This window comes from Campylobacter showae CSUNSWCD, from assembly GCF_000313615.1.
GTDB classification, from domain to species: Bacteria; Campylobacterota; Campylobacteria; order Campylobacterales; family Campylobacteraceae; genus Campylobacter_A; species Campylobacter_A showae_A.
The window spans coordinates 101,868-122,726 of sequence record NZ_AMZQ01000010.1 but is presented as its reverse complement, the minus strand read 5'-3'; the positions used below and the strand labels follow the sequence as shown (position 1 = coordinate 122,726).

General features: G+C 47.4%; 25 protein-coding genes and 1 pseudogene. 15 read left to right on the top strand and 11 right to left on the bottom strand.

Translation table 11 applies throughout. The features are described 5' to 3' along the window. The first annotated feature begins 18 nt into the window (after positions 1 to 18). The 3 genes from CSUNSWCD_RS08125 to CSUNSWCD_RS08115 are packed head-to-tail and all read left to right on the top strand — an operon-like array spanning position 19 to position 1,787. The gene (locus CSUNSWCD_RS08125; RefSeq protein ID WP_009495660.1) at positions 19 to 459 is read left to right on the top strand and encodes a cytochrome c3 family protein; all 441 of its coding nucleotides are present in this window, start codon (positions 19 to 21) and stop codon (positions 457 to 459) included. Further along, complete coding sequence (locus tag CSUNSWCD_RS08120) at positions 456 to 1,127, top strand: cytochrome c3 family protein (RefSeq protein WP_009495658.1); 672 nt, start codon at positions 456 to 458, stop codon at positions 1,125 to 1,127. Before CSUNSWCD_RS08125 ends, CSUNSWCD_RS08120 begins: the two co-directional genes overlap by 4 nt. A gap of 6 nt (positions 1,128 to 1,133) precedes the next feature. Continuing rightward, entirely contained in the window at positions 1,134 to 1,787 is a 654-nt protein-coding gene (locus tag CSUNSWCD_RS08115; protein ID WP_009495656.1) for a response regulator transcription factor, read from the top strand. On the opposite strand, the pseudogene CSUNSWCD_RS08110 reads toward CSUNSWCD_RS08115, so the two are convergent. Beyond that, positions 1,788 to 2,549: pseudogene (locus CSUNSWCD_RS08110) on the bottom strand (ABC transporter ATP-binding protein). It abuts the gene before it with no gap. Next, a complete protein-coding gene (locus CSUNSWCD_RS11775; protein ID WP_034964665.1) occupies positions 2,546 to 2,749 on the bottom strand; it encodes an iron chelate uptake ABC transporter family permease subunit in 204 nt (67 codons plus the stop codon). The pseudogene CSUNSWCD_RS08110 and the gene CSUNSWCD_RS11775 overlap by 4 nt, the downstream one beginning before the upstream one ends. Before the next feature lie 55 nt (positions 2,750 to 2,804). Between CSUNSWCD_RS11775 and proB the strand changes: the two genes are divergently transcribed. Together proB and CSUNSWCD_RS08095 are read left to right on the top strand one after the other, a co-directional pair. Continuing rightward, positions 2,805 to 3,932, top strand: a complete 1,128-nt coding sequence (gene proB / locus CSUNSWCD_RS08100) for a glutamate 5-kinase (protein ID WP_034964663.1) — start codon at positions 2,805 to 2,807, stop codon at positions 3,930 to 3,932. Positions 3,933 to 3,993: 61 nt separating this feature from the next. Further along, positions 3,994 to 4,485 (top strand): hypothetical protein, encoded by a 492-nt coding sequence (locus tag CSUNSWCD_RS08095; RefSeq protein ID WP_009495645.1) that lies wholly within the window; start codon positions 3,994 to 3,996, stop codon positions 4,483 to 4,485. 132 nt (positions 4,486 to 4,617) lie between these two features. Here the strand turns inward: CSUNSWCD_RS08095 and nhaA are convergent, their stop codons facing one another. After that, on the bottom strand, positions 4,618 to 5,799 hold the full coding sequence (nhaA, locus tag CSUNSWCD_RS08090; protein ID WP_009495638.1) for a Na+/H+ antiporter NhaA: 1,182 nt from the start codon (positions 5,797 to 5,799) through the stop codon (positions 4,618 to 4,620). A 186-nt stretch (positions 5,800 to 5,985) separates the two neighbouring features. On the opposite strand from nhaA, the gene CSUNSWCD_RS08085 reads away from it, so the two are divergent. The 9 genes from CSUNSWCD_RS08085 (at position 5,986) to CSUNSWCD_RS08045 (ending at position 14,406) form a co-directional block, all read left to right on the top strand. Beyond that, entirely contained in the window at positions 5,986 to 7,245 is a 1,260-nt protein-coding gene (locus tag CSUNSWCD_RS08085) for a glutamate-5-semialdehyde dehydrogenase (protein ID WP_009495636.1), read from the top strand. A gap of 178 nt (positions 7,246 to 7,423) precedes the next feature. Further along, on the top strand, positions 7,424 to 8,329 hold the full coding sequence (locus tag CSUNSWCD_RS08080; protein ID WP_009495634.1) for a restriction endonuclease: 906 nt from the start codon (positions 7,424 to 7,426) through the stop codon (positions 8,327 to 8,329). A 196-nt stretch (positions 8,330 to 8,525) separates the two neighbouring features. Further along, on the top strand, positions 8,526 to 9,035 hold the full coding sequence (locus CSUNSWCD_RS08075) for a hypothetical protein (protein ID WP_009495633.1): 510 nt from the start codon (positions 8,526 to 8,528) through the stop codon (positions 9,033 to 9,035). Continuing rightward, positions 9,032 to 9,820 carry a pyrroline-5-carboxylate reductase gene (gene proC / locus CSUNSWCD_RS08070; RefSeq protein ID WP_009495632.1) on the top strand — a complete coding sequence of 263 codons (789 nt, stop codon included), beginning with the start codon at positions 9,032 to 9,034 and terminating at the stop codon, positions 9,818 to 9,820. Before CSUNSWCD_RS08075 ends, proC begins: the two co-directional genes overlap by 4 nt. Positions 9,821 to 10,292: 472 nt before the next feature. Continuing rightward, complete coding sequence (locus CSUNSWCD_RS08065; RefSeq protein WP_009495631.1) at positions 10,293 to 11,051, top strand: amino acid ABC transporter substrate-binding protein; 759 nt, start codon at positions 10,293 to 10,295, stop codon at positions 11,049 to 11,051. Positions 11,052 to 11,092: 41 nt separating this feature from the next. Next, complete coding sequence (locus CSUNSWCD_RS08060; protein WP_002953323.1) at positions 11,093 to 11,845, top strand: amino acid ABC transporter substrate-binding protein; 753 nt, start codon at positions 11,093 to 11,095, stop codon at positions 11,843 to 11,845. A gap of 6 nt (positions 11,846 to 11,851) precedes the next feature. Further along, positions 11,852 to 12,520, top strand: coding sequence for an amino acid ABC transporter permease (locus CSUNSWCD_RS08055; RefSeq protein WP_009495629.1), 669 nt, complete (start codon positions 11,852 to 11,854; stop codon positions 12,518 to 12,520). Then, positions 12,520 to 13,254 carry an amino acid ABC transporter ATP-binding protein gene (locus CSUNSWCD_RS08050; protein ID WP_009495625.1) on the top strand — a complete coding sequence of 245 codons (735 nt, stop codon included), beginning with the start codon at positions 12,520 to 12,522 and terminating at the stop codon, positions 13,252 to 13,254. The genes CSUNSWCD_RS08055 and CSUNSWCD_RS08050 overlap by 1 nt, the downstream gene beginning before the upstream one ends. Before the next feature lie 15 nt (positions 13,255 to 13,269). After that, complete coding sequence (locus tag CSUNSWCD_RS08045; RefSeq protein WP_009495622.1) at positions 13,270 to 14,406, top strand: trans-sulfuration enzyme family protein; 1,137 nt, start codon at positions 13,270 to 13,272, stop codon at positions 14,404 to 14,406. Positions 14,407 to 14,531: 125 nt separating this feature from the next. Here the strand turns inward: CSUNSWCD_RS08045 and CSUNSWCD_RS08040 are convergent, their stop codons facing one another. From CSUNSWCD_RS08040 to CSUNSWCD_RS08025, 4 genes are read right to left on the bottom strand one after another with little or no spacing between them, the layout of a single operon-like run. Then, entirely contained in the window at positions 14,532 to 15,536 is a 1,005-nt protein-coding gene (locus CSUNSWCD_RS08040; RefSeq protein WP_009495619.1) for a TerC/Alx family metal homeostasis membrane protein, read from the bottom strand. 9 nt (positions 15,537 to 15,545) lie between these two features. Then, positions 15,546 to 15,914: a hypothetical protein gene (locus tag CSUNSWCD_RS08035; protein ID WP_009495618.1), complete on the bottom strand. Its 369-nt coding sequence runs from the start codon at positions 15,912 to 15,914 to the stop codon at positions 15,546 to 15,548. Further along, entirely contained in the window at positions 15,911 to 16,513 is a 603-nt protein-coding gene (locus tag CSUNSWCD_RS08030) for a TerD family protein (RefSeq protein ID WP_009495617.1), read from the bottom strand. Before CSUNSWCD_RS08030 ends, CSUNSWCD_RS08035 begins: the two co-directional genes overlap by 4 nt. Positions 16,514 to 16,523: 10 nt before the next feature. Then, positions 16,524 to 17,102: a TerD family protein gene (locus CSUNSWCD_RS08025; protein ID WP_009495616.1), complete on the bottom strand. Its 579-nt coding sequence runs from the start codon at positions 17,100 to 17,102 to the stop codon at positions 16,524 to 16,526. Between the two features lie 96 nt (positions 17,103 to 17,198). Here CSUNSWCD_RS08025 and CSUNSWCD_RS08020 point away from each other — a divergent pair, with 96 nt between their 5' ends. Then, a complete protein-coding gene (locus CSUNSWCD_RS08020) occupies positions 17,199 to 17,453 on the top strand; it encodes a helix-turn-helix domain-containing protein (protein ID WP_009495614.1) in 255 nt (84 codons plus the stop codon). Positions 17,454 to 17,631: 178 nt separating this feature from the next. Here the strand turns inward: CSUNSWCD_RS08020 and hemJ are convergent, their stop codons facing one another. From hemJ to glmM, 4 genes are all read right to left on the bottom strand, one after another. Next, the gene (gene hemJ, locus CSUNSWCD_RS08015) at positions 17,632 to 18,066 is read right to left on the bottom strand and encodes a protoporphyrinogen oxidase HemJ (protein WP_002944278.1); all 435 of its coding nucleotides are present in this window, start codon (positions 18,064 to 18,066) and stop codon (positions 17,632 to 17,634) included. 295 nt (positions 18,067 to 18,361) lie between these two features. Next, positions 18,362 to 18,724, bottom strand: a complete 363-nt coding sequence (locus CSUNSWCD_RS08010) for an NINE protein (protein ID WP_009495610.1) — start codon at positions 18,722 to 18,724, stop codon at positions 18,362 to 18,364. After that, positions 18,714 to 19,280: a signal peptidase II gene (locus CSUNSWCD_RS08005; protein WP_009495609.1), complete on the bottom strand. Its 567-nt coding sequence runs from the start codon at positions 19,278 to 19,280 to the stop codon at positions 18,714 to 18,716. Before CSUNSWCD_RS08005 ends, CSUNSWCD_RS08010 begins: the two co-directional genes overlap by 11 nt. Next, a complete protein-coding gene (glmM, locus tag CSUNSWCD_RS08000; protein WP_009495608.1) occupies positions 19,273 to 20,616 on the bottom strand; it encodes a phosphoglucosamine mutase in 1,344 nt (447 codons plus the stop codon). The genes CSUNSWCD_RS08005 and glmM overlap by 8 nt, the downstream gene beginning before the upstream one ends. Positions 20,617 to 20,859: the final 243 nt, after the last annotated feature.

Genomic DNA, 20,859 nt, shown 5'->3' with positions numbered 1-20,859 from the left:
CATCCGAAAGGAATTCGCATGAAACATAAAGCGTTTCTCGCCTTGTGCGCATCTATGCTATTATGCTCTTTTGCATTTAGCGAAGGTGCACCAAGCGCAAAGATAACGTCTTTAGCCGATCTTAACGTCACCGATGAACTGCGAGCCAAACACCCTTTAAAACCTCATCACGAGAAACTAAGCTTCACCTGTCTTGATTGTCACGAAGGACAAGGAAACGACGCTAGTAAATTTAAATCCATAGGCGATAAAGGCTGTATGTCCTGTCACGGCGACAAGAAAAAGATAGCTAAAAGACTAGAATACATGGATCTGCTAAAAGCAAATCCCCACAACTCGGTTCACGACGGCCCTACGCTATACTGCGACGAGTGCCACAACGAGCATAAAAAATCAACCAATATGTGCACGGAGTGCCACGAACACGAAGTTCCGCAATGGATGGGGGTAACGCCATGAAAATTTCAAAGAAAGTACTAGCGCTTATTATATTAGTAAGCGGCATTATAGGGTTTTTAGTCGTACTGCCCGTGCATTACGCCCTAGAAGAAACTAGCGGAGAGAAGTTTTGCGTAGTATGCCACGAGATGGATCCTATGGTTATAGCTTATAGTAACGACGTTCATAGCGGCAAAGGTAAAAGCGGAGTAAGGGCTAAATGCGTGGACTGCCACATACCTCATGATAACCTAGCCAAATACGTCCTAATTAAAGCTAAAAACGGACTAATGGAGGGATATATTCATTTCTTTAAAGACCCAGAGGCTATAGACTGGCATAAAAATAGAGAGAAAAGAGAGCACTTCGTATTTGATAACGGTTGCGTTAGCTGCCATACGAATTTGGTAGATAATAAACTAACAAGCCCGCAAGCTCAAAAGATGCACGCTCACTATCAAAGCCTGCTAAATACCGATAAGCAACTAACCTGCGCTAGCTGTCACGCCGAGGTAGGTCACAGCGGACTAAACAACATGCTAAACTACTGGAAGCCTGAATACAAAATCTACGAAAAGAAAGCCGCAATCAAAAAAGAAGAGATAAAGAAGGCTTATTTTGGGGAGGATTATGTAGCACCCAAAGAGGTGAAGGGTGAAGATAAAGAAGGCAATGCCACCAAAAAGTAGGCTAAAATGAAGAAAATTTTGCTCGTTAGCGACGACGTGGAGATGCAACTAAACCTCAACGCCGCGCTTTACCGCTTTAACATCCGCATAGTTCGTTTTGAAAATTTAAGCGAGCTAAGGGAGGATTATTACAACGGCAACCGCTACATCTTTTACGTCATCGACGTAAAGACGAAGGATCTAGCAAATTTTGAGTCGGTCAAATTTCTGCGAGATAACGGGAGCCTAACTCCCGTTATGATCCTCGTAGATAAGGCCATTCCCGCGCTTTACAAGAAAATTTACTACGCAAAGTACGACGACTTTATGGTAAAGCCTTTTTTGCCGGAGGAGTTTTTGTTTCGTGTGTTTAGAAACTGCCGAATTTTACTCGGGAGCAAATTTGAGCTAAAAAACGGCGCTATATACGACAAAAACAGCCTCACTCTGCACATAAACGGCACAAGTATAATGCTGGGCAAAAAAGAGGGATTGTTTTTGGAAATTTTGGCCAAAAACGCCCCGCACGTAGTAACGATCCAGGAGCTTGAGTGGAGTATCTATAAAGACGAAAACGTCTCGTCCGATCGCCTGCGCTCGCTCGTGCGTCAGCTACGTGCGAAGCTGCCTTTTGAGCTAATCAAAACCGTGCGCAGTATCGGGTATAGTTTGGAGGAGTAGCTAGAGCTTAGGCAGGATCACCTCTTTTTGCGCGAGCCTCTCAAAGGTGCAGACGTCGCCGTAAATTTTAGCCAGCAGCTCATCGTTTAAAACCTGTGCGACGCTGCCTTTTGAGACGATCCGCCCGCCCTTAAACACTATCACTTCGTCGCAAAACCAAAGGATGTGGTTGGGCTCGTGCGTGCAGATGACGATCGTCTTGCCGCCAGCAGCGATCTTTTTTAAAATTTTCCAAAGCGTGATCTGGTTTTTAAAATCAAGCGCGGACGTCGGCTCGTCAAGCAAGATGAGCGGCGTATCCTGCGCGAGCGCCCTAGCGATAAAAACGAGCTGCCGCTGCCCGCCGCTAAGCTCGTTCATCTTTTTATCCGCTAGATGCGAGATACCGATAAACTCCATCGCCTCGCTCACCGCTCTTTTGTCGTCTTTACTGAAACCAAATAGGCTCTTTACGTGCGTAGAGCGCCCCATCAGGACGATGTCCCTTACGAAAAACGGAAAATGCAGCTCGGTGTGCTGCGCGACGTAGGCGATGTTTTTGGCCATCCACGCGGGGCTTTTGTGCTTCGTGTTTTGCGAATCAACGTAAATTTCGCCGCCTTTGATACTTAGAAATTTCATACATCAGTTAAAAAACGTGCTCTTGCCGCTACCGTTGGTGCCCAAAAGCCCGCATATGCTGCCTCTTTTGATCTCGATGCTTACGTCTTCGAGCCCAAATCCGCCGTAGCTAAAGGATAAATTTTTCGTTTGTAGTATCATTTTAGCAGCTCCTTTGCCTTGCTTCTTAAAAGCGCGATGAGAAAGGGCGCGCCCACCAAAGAGGTTATGATGCCCACGGGAATCTCCGCCATCGCTACCGTGCGCGCGAGCGTGTCGACTCGTTCAAGCGCAGAGGCGATCTTGGCCATTGTGCCGCGTATATCTTTGATACTAAACTCTCCGCCTAGTTGTAAAAACATAAAATTTAAAATAAGCCGTTTTGGGTATAATTTTCAAAAATTTCGGAGCGAGAAAATGGACAGAAAAGAGCTTCTAGGCGGCGTAAAGCGCATCGTCGTAAAAGTCGGCACCTCAACGCTGGCAAACGCGGACGGCTCGCTAAATGAGGATAAAATCAAGCAAATCGTGGCAAATTTAAGCGAGCTAAATGAAAACGCCGAAGTAGTCTTCGTAACCTCGGGCGCCGTGGGTGCGGGCATGGGGCAGATGAAGCTCGCGCACAAGCCAAAATCCATCGTCGAAAAGCAAGCTCTTGCAGCCATCGGGCAGGTTTCGCTCATCCATCTTTATCAAATTTTATTTTGGGCGCACGGCAAAACGATCGCGCAACTGCTGCTGACCAAAGACGACTTTAGCGACCGCCGCCGCTACCTAAATATGCGCAGCGTCCTACGCTCCCTGCTCGCTAAAAAAATCATCCCCGTCATCAACGAAAACGATCCCGTCGTGGGCGAGGGCATCAAGGGTGTGAAAGTGGGCGACAACGACACGCTAAGCGCGCTGGTTGCGGGACTAATCGAGGCTGATTTGTTAGTAATTTTGACCGATATCGACGGGCTGTATGACAAAAATCCAAGCGTTTTTGCAGACGCTAAATTTATAAATTTGGTCGAAAATTTAGATGACGGCATCAAGGCGGCTGCGGGCGCAGAGGGCAGTAAATTTGGCACCGGCGGCATGCGCACTAAAATCACCGCCGCCGAGATGTCGACCAAAAACGGCACGCACCTCATCATTGCAAACGGCGCCGACCCGCGAAACATCGTGCGAGCAGCGCAGGGCAGCGAGGTCGGGACGCTATTTTTGGCGGGCAAAAACAGGATAAATTCGCGTAAATACTGGCTTGCTTACTCAGCCGCAGATAACGGCTCCGTCGCTATCGACGCGGGCGCGGCAAAGGCACTAAAAGAGGGCAAAAGCCTGCTAGCAGTCGGCATCCGCGAGGTCGTGGGCGAGTTTGAGCGCGGTGAAACGCTCGCTATCAAAGACGCAAGCGGCCGGACGCTGGCTCGCGGCATAACAAACTACTCATCGGCTGAGCTAGCCCTCATAAAAGGGCGCAAGAGCGAGGAGATCGAGGCGGCTCTAGGCTACAAATACGAGGACGAGGCGCTGCATATCGACAACATCGCGCTGATTTAGGTCAAATTTGACGGTTGATTTTTGAGCGCGCTTTAAAATACGGATAAATTTAAGGAAAACGATGAACGAAAAAGAAGCGGCGAAAGCGAAATCCAGGCGCGACTCTGCGACACGTAAAAGCTTGTTTAAGAGAGCGATTTTGGCAGGCTGGGCGCCGTTTTCGCTCGGGGTCTTATTTTTTGCGGCACTTGGGATATGGGCGTTAAATTTAAGCTCGGATGAGATTTTGGAGCTTAAATTTTGGCTGCCTTTCATCCGCGCCGTGCGTGTTTTTGCGCCGTTTTTGGACGACTTTGCAAACAACGGCGCGAGCCTAAACGTGCTTGCCTTTTACGCCTGCGCCGCGTGTTTTTGGCTGTGTTTTTTTGCGGTCGTTTTTTGCCTAAACTACGGCAAAGAGGATTTTAGGCGGGTAAATTTAGTCAAACTTACGGCGGCGTTTGTCCTGCTTGGCGGATTTTGCTTTCTCACGCTTAGCGGGCTACTCTTTGCGCCCGAGAGGGGATGGGCGGCAGGTGGGGCGTCTACGTGCGATTTGACAACTACGCCCTAGCAAACGACAGTGCGCTTTACAACCTAGCCGTCGCGCTAGCTATCGGCTTTGTATTTGCGAGCTTTGCGCACGTGGCGTGCGATTTGATTTATGGATTACGAGGTGGCCGGCGGTAGTGAGCCGCTTTGCTCACTACCGTTTTTCTATCGCGCCCGGATTTTCGGTGCTAAATTTAAGCAATATAAATCCGACTGCGCCCGAAACTACCGAACCTAGCAAGATAGCGAGCTTGTCCGTGTGGGCAAAGGCGTCCGTGTCGTTGTAGGCTAGGCCGTTAACGAAAAGGCTCATCGTAAAGCCTACGCCGCAAAGCACCGCGATGCCGTAAAGCTGGATGAAATTTGACCCCTCCGGTAGCTTAGCTAGCTTAAATTTGATCGCTAAAAAGCTAAAGCAAAATACTCCGATCTGCTTACCAACGAAAAGCCCCAGCGCCGTGCCTAGAGCGACCGGAGATAAAATCTCGTCCAGTCCGACGCCTCGCAGCGAGATGCCTGCGTTTACGAAGGCAAATATCGGCAGCACGCCAAAAGCCACCCAGCCGTGCAGGTCGTGCTCGATGCTTTTTAGCATCGATTTGCCTGGCTCGTCTTTAAAGCTAAGCGGTATGAAAAAGGCCGCCACGACGCCGGCAAGTGTGGCGTGAACGCCTGATTTTAGCACCGCTACCCACATCACCACGCCTACGATTAGATAGGCCGTCTTGCTTTTTACGCCGAGTCTGTTTAGCGCAAAAAGCGCGCCTAGACAAACGCTCGCGACCGCAAGCATTTGAATGCTAAGCTCGCTCGTGTAAAATAGCGCGATAATCACGATCGCGCAAAGGTCGTCGATGATGGCTAGCGTCATGAGGAAAATTTTTAAACTAGTCGGTACGCGCGGCCCAAGCAGACTCAAGATACCAAGAGCAAATGCGATATCCGTCGCTGTCGGTATCGCCCAGCCGCCAAGCGCGAAGGAGTCGTGTTTCGTAAAAAGATAAAAGATAACCGCGGGCACTATGAGTCCGCCGGCTGCGCCGATGGCCGGTAGCGCGATTTGCGACGGATTTTTTAGCTCGCCCTCTAGCACCTCGCGCTTTAGCTCAAGTCCGATGAGAAAGAAAAATACCGCCATAAGCCCGTCGTTTACCCACAAGATCAGGGGTTTGCTTAGCCCGTATTCGCCGAAGCTTACGGTAAATTTAGTCTTTAAAAACTCGTTGTAAAAATCGCTCAAAAACGTGTTTTGACACAGTAGTGCCGCGACCGTAGCGATCATCAGCAAAATCCCGCCGCTAGCTTCGTGTTTTAAAAACTCTTTTATCCCGCCCATTTTGCTTCCTTTTCATAAAATTTTAAGGATTATAGCGTATTTTTACGGTCGCATGAAATTCGAGCGAATTTAGCTATAATCAGGTCAAATTTAAAGGCAAAATTTGGTAGACGCATCGCTAAATTTGGCTTTGTCGCGCTACTCTTTGCGCCTAAGAGAGGGCGCTTTATAAATCAAGGAGTGAAAATGAATGAAATTTTAGAGATCTGTAAGCGTGCAAAAGCCGCTTGCGGCGAGCTTTTGAGGCTTGACAGCAAGGCTAAATTTGAAATTTTAAACGCCGTGGCGGACGAGCTGCTCGCGCAAAAGGACGCGATAAAAGCAGCAAACGCCAAAGACCTTGCAAACGGCGAGAAATCGGGCCTTAGCGCGGCATTACTCGATCGTCTGCGACTAACCGACGCCCGCATCGAGGCTATGGCGCAGGGCGTGCGCGAGGTGGCGGGCTTTGCCGAGGTCGTAGGCGAAAATTTAGGCGGCTGGAGCCATCCAAACGGCATGCAAATCAGCCGCGTCCGCGTGCCGCTGGGGGTGCTGGGTATCATCTACGAGAGCCGCCCAAACGTCAGCATCGACGCGGCAGCTCTGGCGCTAAAAAGCAGCAACGCAGCGATCCTGCGAGGCAGCGCCAGCGCGCTAAATTCAAACATTTTTTTGCTAAATTTATTTAACGAAGCGGGGGCAAAATTTGGCCTTCCAAAAGGCGCGGTGCAGCTCGTGGAGAGCGCCGAACGCGAAGTCGTGGCGCAAATGGCGAAAATGAGCGAGTATATCGACGTTTTGATACCGCGCGGCGGTAAGAGCTTAAAAGATTTTATCGCGCAAAACGCGACAGTGCCGATCATCATGACGGGCGCGGGGGTATGTCACATCTTCGTCGATGAGAGCGCAAATTTAAGCGAGGCGACAAAGATAATCAAAAACGCCAAAACCCAGCGTCCAAGCGTTTGCAACGCCGTAGAGTGCGTGCTTTTGCATGAGCGCATTGCGGGCGAAATTTTGCCTGAGCTTGTGCGCGAGATGCCGGAGGTCGAGTTTCGCGTGAGCAAGCAGTTGCTAGGCGAGTGCGAGTCGGAGCTGCGAGGCGCAAAAAACGTTAAACTTGCAGGCGAGAGCGACTTTGGCGCCGAGTTTTTGGATCTCGTGCTAGCCGTGCGCGCCGTACGAGATACGAGCGAGGCGATCAGCTTTATAAATGCGCATTCCAGCGGACATTCGGACGCGATTTTAAGCGCGGATTACGCAAACATCGAGCGGTTTTTAAACGAAATCGGCAGCGCAGTCGTCTACGCCAACGCTTCGACGCGCTTTAGCGACGGCAGCGAGTTTGGATTTGGCGGCGAGATCGGCATCAGCACGCAAAAGCTGCACGCCAGAGGACCGATGGGGGTGAGGGAGCTTACGACCTATAAATACGTCGTCCGCGGGGATTATCAAACGCGTTAGCGGCTTGTCTTTTTGTCATATACTTCGTTTGATTTCGCTGCGGGCTGCAGTCACGTATTATATATACGCTCCTTTGCCCTTGCTTATCCGCCTCGTCTATGACAAAAATACTTCGCCTTATCGTTTTACGTTCAAATTTGGAGTCAAATTTATAAAATTTAATGGATAAAGGAGAGTGATGATACCAAGCTACAAAGAGATGATGTTTCCGATTTTAAAATTTATCGGCGAGCGCGGCAGCGTGGATAGAAAAGAGGTTTGTAAATTTGTCGCGGAGTACTATAAATTTAGCGACGACGAACTCTCGCAAAGGATACCTAGCGGCATGCTTTTATATGTTAACCGCGCGGGCTGGGCATTGTCGTACTTTGCGGGCAATAAAGAAGTCGTAAATTTGCCCGGCACCAAAAAGCCAGTCAAAAAAACCGGCAGAGGCGTGTACGAGATAACGGATTTTGGCAAACAGATGCTAAAAAGCAAAGACGCGCAGGCGAAATTTGAGGCTTGGTACGATGAAATTTATAAAAACAAAAGCGCGCCGAGTGCCGAAATCTCGCAAACAGCAACGCAAGAAAAGACGCCTAGCGACATCATCGTGGAGACGGCAAACGAGCTCGCGCAAAATCTAAAATCTCAAATTTTAGACGAAATTTCGCAAAAAAAGCCGAGCTTTTTTGAGTATTTGGTGGCGCGTTTGCTCGAAAAAATGGGCTACGGAGTAGGCAGGCTAACCAAGAGCGGCGCGGACGGCGGCATAGACGGCATTATAGACGAGGATGAGCTTGGATTGTCGCAAATTTACGTGCAGGCTAAAAGCTGGCAAGGCGCGGTCTCTCGTCCTGAAATTCAAAAATTCGTCGGCGCGATCTCAGATAAGCAGACCAAAAAGGGCGTGTTTATCACGACGTCAAAATTTAGCAAGGATGCCAAAGAGTATGCGGCAAACGTGCAAAGCCACACGGTGGTTTTGATCGACGGAGAGCGGCTGGCGGAGCTGATGATAAAATATAAACTCGGCGTGCAAGTGCGGCAAAACATCGAAATTTGCGACATCGATGGTGACTTTTTCGGTGATGAAATTTGACCCGACGCAGGTTCGCCACTCGGGCGTAGAAAGGCGAAATTTATGCTAAAATCGGCGTAAATTTAAAGGAAACCGATGAAAAAAACTAAAATTTATCTTTGCTTTTGCCGCGGCGTTTATTTTTGGCGGTTGCTACGAAACGACGCTACTTACGCGGGTGCCGATCTTCGCGCTTGTTTCGGATAAAGGCGCGGACGTGAAATCCACGATCGTGCTAACTGGCATAACGCCGCAGACGCACGACGAAAAAGTAGTAACGGACAACGTGCGGGTTTTCGTCCCGGACGCTAAATTTAAGGATTTTCCGACGGGAGAAACCGCCTACGAGATGAGCGTGAGCGTCGGCAAGGGCGAAAAAGGCGGCAAAAACTCGGACAAGCGCGCCGTGCGGATATATCTGGACGAATTTGGCGGCGTCTACGGCAGGCTTAGCAAAAACGTACTCGAGCAGTACGCGGGCGCGGCGAAACAGGGTGAAGCGCCGACGCTAAAAGCGGCGATAAAATTTGAAAACGACACGAAGGACGTCTATGAGCTGGTTGTGGGCAACGACTTTAAGGCTAGCGACGAGGCGCAGACGGGCGGCGTTTATACCTTGACGCCCGGGCAGGTTACGGGCGCTATCTGGGCGGAAAATATCGCGATACGCGAGGCGCTTGCCGGCAAGGCGGTCAAAATCGGCACTCTAAGAAAGGCGGCAAAATGAAAAATCCTAAAATCGGCTTTATCGGCGGCGGAAATATGGGCGGCGCTATGATCGAAAATTTGGCGCAAAGGCTAGGCGGCGAGAGAGTGTTTGTCTATGCAAGAAGCAAAACGGCAGCTCTGCGCGAAAAATGCGGCGTAAACGCCTGCGAGAGCGAAGCTGCGGTCGCGCAGGCGGCCGATATCACGGTGTTAGCGACCAAACCAGCGGCGTACGTGGATATATTAAATTTGATAAAAGACGCTGCGCGAGGTAAGGTTATAGTCACGCTCGCCCCGAGCTTTAGCCTGGAGCAAGCCTCGCAAATTTTGGGCGCGCAGGCTAAGATCGCGCGCGCGATGCCAAACACTCCCGCGGCAATCGCAGAGGGCGTAAGCGCGCTGTGTTTTAATGAAAATTTAAGCGCAGACGAGCGGGCGGCGGTGCGAGATATTTTTGAAAATTTCGGCGCCGTTTATGAGCTGGAGGAGGCCAAATTTGCCGCATTTACGGGTATCGCGGGTAGCCTGCCGGCCTATGTTTTTATGTTTATCGAGGCGGCGGCCGATGCAGGAGTGCTTGAGGGGCTGCCTAGAGCGCTGGCGTACGAAGCCGTCGCTGCTAGCGTCGCGGGCTCTGCGCGGCTCATGCTAAAAAGCGGCAAGCATCCTGCAGCCTTAAAAGACGAAATTTGCTCGCCCGGCGGTACGACGATAGAAGCGGTCAAAGCGCTGGAAAATGGGGGATTTCGCGCGGCGGTGATGGATGCGGTGGGCGCGTGCGTGAAAAAGGCGAGAGCCAAGTAAATTTACTGCTTTGGCCGATGCATAAAAACGATTTTTGGAGTTTGAAAGCGTGGATTTTTACTTATAGACGCAATCTGTTCTAGATTATGAGTTAAATTTAAAAATTCTAATCAAAATTTTAATTTTTATAAAATTTAAAATTTAACTTATAGTTCGATTTTATCGATATTAGAGCCGATTTTGTATCCAAAATTTATATCATTTAAAAAATAAAATCCGAAATTTTAATATAAATTTATTTTATCTTAAACTTTTTTTGCATAAAATTACCGCCAAATTTTACTCGAAAGGTACGCTATGAAAAACGATATGTGCGACATGTGTTGTTGCGAAATGAAAAGCTAGGGCGCTAGGCACGAATATCTTTTTAAGTGCTTAGCAAGTCGCTAAACATTTAAAAAGATATTTTCAACTCCGCACTCGCGGGCCTTTTTAGATGAATAGCCAACGATAAATTTAAAAAGGACAAAAAATGAAAAAACTACTAAAATCTTCTCTGCTTGCTTTGGCGAGCTTCGCTCTTTTAACCGGTGCAAATGCAAAAACTCTCGAAAACGGCGTTTTGAAAATCGCGACCGAAGGCACGTATTCGCCCTACTCATACCATGACAAAAACGACGCGCTAACGGGCTACGACGTAGAAGTGGCACGCGAAGTCGCTAAAAAGTTAAATTTAAAAGCGGAATTCGTCGAAGCTCCGTGGGATGCGATGCTTGCGGCATTTGATGCGGGCAAGACCGATATCGTGTTTAATCAAGTAAGCATCACGGACGAGCGTAAGAAAAAATACGATTACACCGTTCCATACACCGTCGCCTATGCCGCGCTAGTCACTCATAAAGACAATAATGAAATCAAAAGCTTCGAGGATCTAAAAGGCAAAAAAAGCGCGCATTCGGCGACTAGCAACTGGGCCGGCATCGCGCAAAAATACGGCGCGCAGATAGTCACCGTAGACGGCTTTAGTAAAGGGGTGGAGCTCATCATCAGCCGCCGTGCGGATGCAACGATAAACGACAGCGTGACCTTCTATGATTACATAAATCAGCGTCCAAACGCCCCTTTAAAAATAGCCGCTAGCGGTAGCGAGCCGATCTACTCCGCAGCCATCGTGAAAAAGGGCAACGAAGAGCTAGTAAACGACGTAAACAAAGCTCTTGGTGAGCTAAAAAGCGAAGGCAAGCTAAAAGAGATTTCGGTCAAATACTTCGGTAAAGATATCTCGGAGTAAATTTTACTCGCATAAAAGCAGCTAAATTTAAAGGATAAAAGATGGTTTCAAAACTACTAAAAATTTTGGCTCTGGGCGCATTTTTGACGCTAAATTTAAACGCCAAAACCATAAAAGAGGGCGTTTTAACGATTGCTACGGAAGGTACTTACGCGCCGTTTTCATATTATGACGATAAAAACGAGCTAAAGGGCTACGACGTTGATATCGCTCGTGAAGTCGCTAAGAAGTTAAATTTAAAGATCGAATTCCTAACCGCTCCGTGGGACGCGATGCTCGCGGCATTTGATGCGGGCAAGGCCGATGCGGTATTTAATCAAGTAAGCGTTACTGACGAACGCAAGAAAAAATATGATTACGCACAGCCCTACACCGTCGTGCACGGCGCCATCATCACTCATAAAGATAACGACGATATCAAAAGCTTTGATGATCTAAAAGGTAAGAAAAACGCCGACTCCGCTACCAGCAACTGGGCAAAGGTGGCCGCTAGCTACGGGGCGCAAAACGTCACGGTCGATAGCTTTAGCAAGAGCATGGAGCTTCTCGTTAGCAAGCGTGTAGATACCGTCGTGCGCGATAATATCGTATTTTACGACTTCATCAAGCAGCGCCCGGGCGCTCCAGTTAAAATAGCCGCCGAGGGAAGCGATACCGACTATACCGCGCCTATCGTGCAAAAGGGCAATACGGAACTTGCCGATCAGATCAGCAAGGCGATAGAGGAGCTAAAAAACGAAGGCAAGCTGGCTGAAATTTCGATCAGGTATTTCGGCAAAGATGTCTCGCGGTAACGGGCGATGAACGAATTTGACCGTATAAGCGAGCTTTTGCTAAGCTCGCTACAACCTATGGCGCTAGCGATGATAAAGGTGACGCTGCCTCTTACGGCGATCTCCTTTTCGCTGGGGCTTCTCATCGCGGTGCTAACGGCGATCGCGCGCATAGCAAATATCAAAATTTTAAAGCAACTTAGCGAATTTTATATCTGGATATTTCGCGGCACGCCGCTTTTGGTGCAGCTTTTTATCGTATATTTCGGTCTGCCGATCGTGGGTATTACGCTCGATGTTTGGAGCGCGGCGATCATAACTTTCAGCCTAAATATCGGCGCTTACGCTTCCGAAGCCGTTAGGGCGGCCGTGCTTTCGGTGCCCAAAGGCCAGTGGGAAGCCGCTACGGCGCTTGGTATGAGCTACGCGCAAATTTTACGCCGTATAATCGCTCCGCAAGCCGCGCGTATCTCGCTACCCCCGCTTTCAAATATCTTTATAAGCACGCTAAAAGACACCTCGCTTGCGGCTTCTATCACAATGGTCGATATGTTTATGGTTGCTCAGCGCATCGCCGCGCGCACCTTCGATCCGCTCACGCTTTACGTGCTCGCCGCGCTTTTTTACTTGATAGTCTGCACGTTTTTGACGTTTCTGCAAGCTAGGCTCGAGAAGAGATTTTCAAGGTACGTGTGATGATAAAATTTAAAAATTTGACTAAGAAATTCGGAGACAACGTTGTTTTAAACGGCTTAAATTTAGAATTTAAAGACGGCGAGACTACGGTTATTTTAGGAAGCTCGGGCTCGGGTAAATCAACCCTGCTGCGTTGCATAAATTTACTCGAGATCCCGGACGGCGGCGAGCTTGAGCTTGGAGGCGATAAGATAAATTTCGCCGGTAAAATTTCGAAAAAAGATATGCTACCGTTTCGCGAGCACACGGGGATGGTCTTTCAGAGCTTTAATCTATTTCCACACCTAACGGCTCTACAAAATGTAACCGAAGGCCCCGTGCAGGTGCTTAAAATCCCGAAAGATCAGGCGGAAATTGAGGCCCTGGCGCTACTTGAAAAGGTCGGACTGAAGGGTAAGGAGCACGAGTATCCAAGCAGGCTCTCGGGCGGTCAATCGCAGCGGGTGGCGATAGCGCGAGCACTTGCGATGAAGCCGTATTTTTTGCTTTTGGACGAGCCCACGAGTGCGCTTGATCCGGAGCTTGAGGCCGAGGTTTTGAAGGTCATCGGCGGCCTTAGCAAGGAGCGCGACTCGCTCATCATCGTCACGCATAATATGAACTTCGCCCGCAAAGTCGCGGATAGAATCTTATTTTTAGAGCGCGGCAATATCGAATTTGACGGTACGGCGGAGGAATTTTTCAGCAGCGATTCGCCGCGCATAGTCAAATTTATCTCGGCGATGGATTTTTAAATTTAAAGGAAAAAAATGAAAATAGATACGCTAATCGTAAAAGGCCTCGAAGCCAAAAACAACCCTCACGGCGCGGTCGTTCCGCCTATTTATCTTGCCACGACGTTTGCGCAAGACGGTTTAGACGACTTTCAAAAGTACGCTTATTCTCGTAGCGCAAATCCGACGAGAAATGCATTTGAAGAGCTTTTTGCTAAATTTGAAGACAGCAAATACGCATTTGCTCTAGCTTCGGGCATGGCGGCGACCTCGGCGGTTTTTAACCTGCTAAAAAGCGGCGACAAGGTGCTTTTAAACAGCAATGTTTACGGAGGCACTTACCGCTACGCAAACGGTATTTTCGCAAATTTCGGGATCAAATTTGAACTCGTCGAAGATCTAAATAAAATCTCTCGTCTAGACGAGGATGTTAAGATGATATTTATCGAAACGCCGTCAAATCCGCTACTGCGAGTAACGGATATCGCCAGACTAGCCGAGCTAGCTCGTAAAAACGGCGCGCTTGTCGTCGTCGATAATACTTTTTTGACGCCGTATTATCAAAAAGCGCTAAAATTTGGTGCCGATATCGTCGTTTATAGTGCGACGAAATATATCGGCGGACATGCCGACGTAATTGCGGGAATCGTGACTACGAACGACGATGCGCTAGCCGAGCGTATAGCTTTTATGAAAAATACTCTGGGTGCGACGCTAAGCCCTGCAGATGCTTATAATCTAATAAGAGGCCTCAAAACTCTTAGCGTGAGATTTGATAGACAAAGCGAAAATACGCTAAAAATCGTAGAATTTTTAGAAAAAAACTCGGCCGTTAAAGCCGTGTATTACGCAGGTTCATTTTCGGCCGAGGAAAAACGTATCCAAAACGCCCAAGCTAGCGGTATCGGCGCGCTAATCTCGCTGGAGCTAAAGGATGGCTACGACTATAAAATTTTTGCTAAAAGCTTGGAGCTTTTTGATCTAGCCGTGAGCCTTGGCGGCGTAGAGAGTCTAATCTGCCATCCGGCCTCAATGACTCATGAATCTTATTCGCAGGATTTACAAGCTAAAATCGGCATTACTCAAGGTTTGCTACGCCTTGCCGTCGGTATCGAAAATTCGGATGATTTGATCGCGGATTTGGAGCAGGCAATAAATAAAGCTAAAATTTAATTTTGCTTGCAATCTCGAACAAATTTAACTTTATACTCGGTGCGCAAAATAGGCGTACCGAGTTTTGCTCAAACTTGGCTACAGAGCATATCAAAACGGTCATGTGCATAAATTTGATCGTTCTACTATTTTGTTTTAAATAAGCTAGCCAAAACTCCGATGCTTAAAATCCCCAAAATGATCCACAAGCTAACCTGTGCCGAAATCTCAAATCCGTGATGAAAGATATGCGCGGAAGCGTTTAGGGCGAGCTTTGCTGCGATAAAAAACAAAAGCGCTATAACGGCTTTTTCTAAATATACCAAATAGTCTTTTAGCGCTTCTAGCACGAAGTAAAGCGTCCTAAGTCCCAAAATCGCAAAAATCATCGCCGAATAAACTATAAGCGGCTCACGGCTAACTGCGATAACGGCCGGAACGCTATCAAAAGCAAACATAACATCGCTAAGCTCTATAACGCAAAGACACAAAAATAGCGGCGTAGCTATCCATTTTGCGTTTAGTTTGGAAATTTGATTTTGCAGTTTCGTCTTTTCTTCTACTGAAATTTGAGTTGAAATCTCGCTATTTTTTACGAAAAAGCTATGCCCTAGAAGACGCGGAAAAACAGGGAAAAATCTATAAACCGCCCTGTAAGCCAGGTGGTTTGAGTAGTCCTCTATCTCCTCTTCATCATCGTCCTTTTTTATCATCATTACCGCGCTATAAGCTACCATGGCAGCAAAAACAAACTCCATCCACGGCGAAAACCCGAGCAGACTCGTTCCGACGGCTACAAAGACGAGTCTAAATATAACCGCGCCTATAATGCCAAAATACAGCACTCTATGACGGTAAATTTCAGGAATCTTGAACCATGAAAATATTGCCATCATAACAAATAAATTATCCACGGATAACGATTTTTCTAAAATATACCCTGCAAAATATAGACTCATCGTTTCGCTTCCGCGCGCAAAATACAAATATCCGCCAAAGGCTACGGAAACGGCTATCCAAAAAATAGACCAAAGTGCGGCTTGTTTGAGCGAGATTTTTTCGTCTTTTTTGTGCGCAAAAAAATCTACCGCAAATGCTGCCACGGCAAATACGATAAAAACGATCATTGTTTGAAATTCTAAATTATCCAAAAATTCTCCTTAATACCCGCAACTTTGCTCGGGAAGCCCTCTTTGACGGTTTAGTTCTTGAGCCGCCTTGCACGCCGAGTATGATTGCTTGCCGGCGCAATTTGCATTAAACCAGTCTATGAGCTGCGAATGCATACGGACGTTTTGATTGTATAAATTTACCTCTTCGCTTGAATACCGATTTACGAAAGTAGAATTTAACGCTCTTTCTATTGCAAGCGCTTTGTTGTAAATTTTTACGCACTCTTTCATCATTTCATCGCTTATTACCGGTGCATTGCCGTAAGTTTGTGCCGAGGGCGGGATCTCGTAACCGCCCTCTATCTCAAATGCGCCTAAAATCGCAATCGTAGCCGCTAAGAAAAATAAAATTTTCATAAGTACTTCACTACGGAATTTAAAATCAGCTCATCAAGCTTCCTATCGCTCGTAGGTTCACCGATAGCCGAAAATTTCCACTCGCCGTTTCGCTTATACAGCTTGCCCAAAATCATCGCTACTTTGTAAGCAAACGCGCTATCTCGTACGATATTATATGATGCGAATACTTTATTTACGCGCGTGGGCGTGCCTTCGTAAAGTCTAATGCTAGCAAACGGAATTTTATCAAAATCTATTTGATTGTAGGAATTTAGCACGAAAAATATCTGCTCTACGTTTGGGCTTAATCGGCTAAGATCGACGCTGATTATTTCGTTATCCAGCCCGTCGTCGCCCCCTACGTCTCCGACCAAGTCATCGCCGCTGTGAAATACCCCAGGAGCCGATTTTTTGCCAAAATATACTACGTCGCAAAACTGCTTGTTTGAGTCAAACATCGCAGCGCTTAGATCCAAATCCACAGGCTTTATCTTATCTCTAAAAAAGCCTTTTTCGGTTATGGCGCCCCAGTTTGCTCCTACGCAAAAGCTGTGCAGATGCCCGCCGCCATCTTTGGCGAGCGATATTTTTTGTCCTTTGACCAAATTTATCGCCATGGCTTGCCCCCTAAACGTCTAGTCCAAACTGCCTACAAAATCCAGCCAGTCCGTCTTTAAAGCCGCTTCCGTTAGCTGCAAAGCGCCACTCGTTATCTTTAAAGTAAATTTTACCGAACGATACTGCGGTTTCGGTAGAAAAATCCTCTTCTAAATCGTATCTGGCTATCTCTTTGCCGCTTCTTTCATCGACGATTCGCATAAACGAGTTTCTTACCATACCGAAATTTTGCCTTCTTGCGGCTGCTTCGTGGATGGTGACGACTATGTCGATCTCTTTGACTTTTGGCGAAATTTTAGCTAGGTCGATTTTTATGGATTCATCATCGCCGTCGCCCTCTCCAGTGCGGTTATCGCCGGTGTGAACTACCGAGCCGTCCGCGCTAGTTAGGTTGTTGTAAAAGACGAAATTTTTCTCGTTTTCTACTTTGCCCGAAGCTCCTACTAAAAACGCGCTCGCATCTAGGTCAAATTCCGCTCCCGTATCGCTAGTATTCGTATCCCAGCCAAGTCCTACTAAAATTTTGCTGAGCCCTGGAGCTTCTTTACTTAAACTAACTCTACCGCCCTTTGATAAATTTACCGCCATTTTAGCCTCCTTGAAAATTATTTATCCTATAGGATATAGATTTGTAGATTTTATCTAAATAAAGTTTAAGTTTAACTTTACCTATAGGATAAAATAATGGGCGAAAATTTAGCTTTTTTTGGTGCCGATGAGATACGAAATTTTTATCTGCAAATTTCTACAAATGTCCGCAAGCTGCGTGAAAATAAAGGTATTAGTCAGCTCGATATGGCGCTAAGTATGGATATAAAATCGGTCGCATTTTACTCAAACTGCGAGAGTTGCCGATACGATAAGCATTTTAACCTTGAGCACATTTATAAAATTTCAAAGATTTTAGATGTAGAGGTCGGAGAGATTTTTAAATTTTAGCAATTTGAATTTGGATTAAGGATTGGCTCTAGATTTAGGCGAATAAATCAAAAATAGGCATTGATTTTTACGCCGAATTTTTATAATCTAACTCAAAAACGCAAGATTAAATTTGTTTACTTTGCAGTCCCGAGGCAAAGCAGGTTTGCCGCACCTCGGAACGCGTATTTATCGCAGTTTAAAACGGCTTATACACCATCATCCAGATGATGATGACCATCGCGATGGTCGGCACTTCGTTGTAAGCGCGAAAGAACATACCGCTCTTGTTACAGCGTTTCTCGCGTAGCTGCACCATATAGCGGCCAAGATCCAGATGAAACGCCGCGAGGATAACGACGACTGTGAGCTTGACGTGCACGTAGCCGCTACGCAAAAGCTCAGGCATCGCGACGATGATCAAAATGCCCGTCAAAAACGTGCCGATCAGCGCGACCCAGCCGATATAGTGGTACATCTTGTACTCTTGCACCTCGACGACGCGCACGAAGTCGGGTTTGTCCATATTTTCCGCGTGATAGACGTAGAGGCGCGGCTGATAGAACAAAAACGCCATCCACGAGATGAAACACAAGTAGTGGAAGTACTTGATGAGGTTGTAATATTCTGCCATTTTTTCTCCTTTTAATTTTTATTTTAGCGGCTTGTCTTTTGAGCGCTTTTTGTGGATTTCATTAAAATTTGACTGGGTAAGCTATATGCCTTATCTTCGTCAAATTTTAACTTCTTCTGCTTGCAGCTGCGAGCTTGCGAAGCAGAAAACCCCAAAAATCATCTCAAAACACTTTGCCTTATCGTTTTACATTCAAATTTGTAAATTTGATTCGCCGAGACCCGCGCCTCGAAAATGCTAAATTTGACCGATCGCGATTAAAAAATCGATCAAATTCTCGTAAATTTACCGAGCCTCACCCTAGCAAAATTTCCTTCCTCGCTTCAAATTCCTCTTTACTTATCGCACCACTCTCATAAAGCTCATAGAGGCGTCTTAGCCGCTCTTCGAGGTCTTGCGCGCGCAGTTTGTCTTTTAGCGCTTCTTTTTTCTGATTTTTCTCGACGGCCGCGCCGGTTAAGCGCAGATCAAAGAGCCACCACATGCCCCAAAGCGCCCAAAATACATAACCCACCATCGCCCAAGCTAAGCTATATCCGATGAAAAACAGCGTCATCATCGCAAAACCGCTCACGAATTTACCCAGATAAAATCTGTGCCCGCCAAACCAGCCCGTAAGCAACCAAAGCGCGTAGGCTATATAAACGTTATCGCCCATTTTTAGCACCTTTTCGCCCAGCGGCGAAGCTTTGCCAGAGTATGAGTACGACTCCGACGTCGATCATAACGTCGGCGAGATTAAATATCGCAAACTCAAACCACTTGTGCCAATAAACGTAGTCTACGACGCCGCCGTGAACGAAGCGATCGAGTAAATTTGAGCTACCAGCGCCCAGGATTATACCAGCCTCTAGCGCGTGCTCCTCTAAAATTTCTTTTTTTTCGATATTTTTACCGTTGCTTGAGCTAAAATTTGAGTCCGAATTTGAGCTCGAATTCGGCTCCGTTTGAGCCGCAGCTCGCGCGTCAAATTTACGCTTTAACCGCCAAAGCAGATAGCCGCAAACGCCCGCAATCAGCGCTAGCTGGATAAATTTGAGCCATTCGCCAAGAAACGCAAACATCGAAAATGCCACGCCTCGGTTGTATGCAAGCACTAGCGAAAAGTACTCGCCCTGCCACGAAAATCCGCCCAAAAATATCTGCTTGACCGCCTGATCGAGAGCAAAAATGACGAAAAAGGCTGCAAAAAAAACGCCTAAAATTTTAGCCATTTAACGCTTTTAGGAAAAATTTCTCGACCTCGTCCATGCGGATTTTTAGCGCGTCGGCGCACTTGCCCTCGAGTAAAAGCCTGATGAGATTTTCGGTGCCAGAGTAGCGAAATAGCGAGCGGATGCCCTCTTTTGAAAGGCTTGCCTCAAGCTCTTTTAGTCCGGCGATGCTTTCAAGCGGCTTTTTCTCGGTTATCTTTAAATTTAGCAAAATTTGCGGATACGGTTTTATCTCGCTTAAAATTTCGCTCGCCTTTTTGCCTTTTTTTAGCACCAGCGCCGCAAACTGCAGCGCCGCCACGAGCCCGTCGCCGGTCTTTGCGTAGTCGCTAAATATGATGTGGCCGCTCTGTTCGCCGCCGAAATTCGTACCGTTTTCTTTCATCTTTTCAAGCACATATTTGTCGCCGACGTTTGCGCGCAGGAGCTTGATTTTGTGGGATTTTAGATAGTCTTCGAGCGCCGCGTTGCTCATCACTGTAGCCACGACTGCACCGCCTTTTAGGGCTTTGTTCTCCTGTAAAAATGCCGCCATGACGCCTAGCAAACTATCGCCGTTTGCCACCTCGCCACGGTCATCGACAACCACGAGTCTGTCGGCGTCGCCGTCAAGCGCAAAGCCCAAATCGGCCCGTAATCGTACGACCTCGGAGGCCAAATTTTGCGGATAGAGCGCGCCGCAGTTTAGGTTTATGTTGCTACCGTTTGGTTCGTCGTTTATGACGATGGTTTCAGCTCCTAGCTCGCTAAATATAGTCGGAGCGACCTTGTACGCAGCGCCGTTTGCGACGTCTAGAACCACGCGCAGTCCGTGTAGGCTGAGGTTTTTAGGAAATGAGTTTTTGATCTGCACGATATAGCGGCCGATAACGTCGTCGATACGCTTTGCAGCGCCGATTTCTAGCATCTGTTTTTGCGATCTCTCGATAAGCGCGTCGTCGAAGTAAATCTTTTCTATTTGCGCTTCGGCCTCTTCGCTTAGTTTATTACCTTCGCTGTCGAAAAATTTGATACCGTTATCGTAGTACGGGTTGTGCGAGGCGCTGATCATGATGCCAGCGTCGCAGCGCATATCCTCGGTGAGAAACGCGATCGCAGGGGTAGGCATCGGACCGATCTGTCGGACGTTGTAGCCCACGGCCGTGAGCCCCGCGACGATGGCGGTTTCGATCATGTAGCCGCTTTTGCGCGTGTCTTTGCCTAGCAAAATGGTGTTTGTATGCGACGCAAACTGCCTAAAATATATCCCTGCAGCCATAGCAAGGCGCATGGATGTGACGGCTGAGAGTTTTTCGCCGGCTTTGCCGCGGACGCCGTCGGTACCGAATAGTTTCATTATTTTTCCTTTTATGACTTATATCGGCTTGTCTTTTGAGCGTCTTTGAATGAGTTTAAAATTTTCGTCTTGCGGCAGACTACCTTTGCTTCGCTTTGCTCGCAACTGCAAGCAGAGGTCTAGCCTTGGAACGAAAATTTCCGCACAACATTCAAATTCATCTCAAAATACTGCACTGCAGAATTTGCCAAACAGCTTTTTGCTTGGCAAATCCCATAAATTTATTAAATTTTCGACCTATTT